Raw genomic sequence first — 1,019 nt, 5'->3', positions numbered from 1 at the left:
TTTTGTTGCTCGTTCGTCACGGTGACCGACTTCACGCCATCATCCCCGTAATTTACGACAAACGATTGTGGTGTAGCGTCTTGAATATACCCAATAGGTGCCTCTACTTCTCTGAAGTAGTACGTCCCGATATCAAGACGGTCTACTGTGACCGTTCCATCTTCACCGGTCACGATATTTTCACGAATGACTTCTTGTTTGTCATTCAAGAGCTCAAATTTCGCCCCTTCAAGAACTTTTGTCTTGTCATCTTGATCCACTTTAACCAGTTGAACCGTCTTCATCGTTTCGTTTTCCACGATGACTTGCTGACGTTTCGGACTCTCGAGCGTGATAGTGAATGATGTTCCGGCTTCACGATTTTCTGGGAGAATATAACCATCTGGTGCTTTTGTTTCGACGAGTTTATATTCACCGAGGTCAAGGTCTTCAATGAGCAATGTCTCATTCAATCCAACCTTCAAGCCTTTCCGAAGAACCGTCTCCTCTCCATCCTTCACGATAATGAGGTCGAACTCTGCAACCTTCTTGTCGTCGTCCAATGTGATCGGCGAACCTTTCCAGTCGACTTTCTTCAGTTCGATGGATTTGAACGGTTGGTTCGTGACACTCACGAGCGTCGGTTGCAACTGGTTTTCCTTGATTTCGAATCCATGCTCCGTTTTGTCATCAAGCAAATGATTTCCTGGCGCAATCGTTTCAAGGAAATAATAATCTCCCGGAAGCAAGTTTTCGACAGAAAGCGTACCTGATTCATTCGTTTGTTTCGTCAAGATCAACGTGTCTTCTAGCTCTGGTGCGACGGCTCGCTTGTAAAGTGCGAATGTCGCGCCTTGCAGCACGTCCCCTTCCGTCGTATCTGAGTACTTCGTCAACGTGACGTCTTGACGAACCTTTTGATTGGTCACGATGATCGATTCGAATTCTTCATCTTCTTTTTTACCGGATACTTCAACCGTTTTTGCTTTGTTGAAATGAACGTATCCATTTGGAGCGTTCACTTCTTCAAGCGAATATTT

General features: G+C 45.1%; 1 protein-coding gene. It reads right to left on the bottom strand.

The genetic code is table 11. From position 1 onward, the window contains the following. The coding region (locus ON063_RS14640; RefSeq protein WP_274665624.1) for an MSCRAMM family protein at window positions 1–1,019 on the bottom strand (1,019 nt) is incomplete at both ends.

Source organism: Exiguobacterium sp. B2(2022) (assembly GCF_028823655.1).
In the GTDB taxonomy this organism is placed as follows: Bacteria; Bacillota; Bacilli; order Exiguobacteriales; family Exiguobacteriaceae; genus Exiguobacterium; species Exiguobacterium aestuarii_A.
The sequence above is the reverse complement of the archived record's forward strand: the minus strand, read 5'-3'. Positions and strand labels throughout refer to the sequence as shown.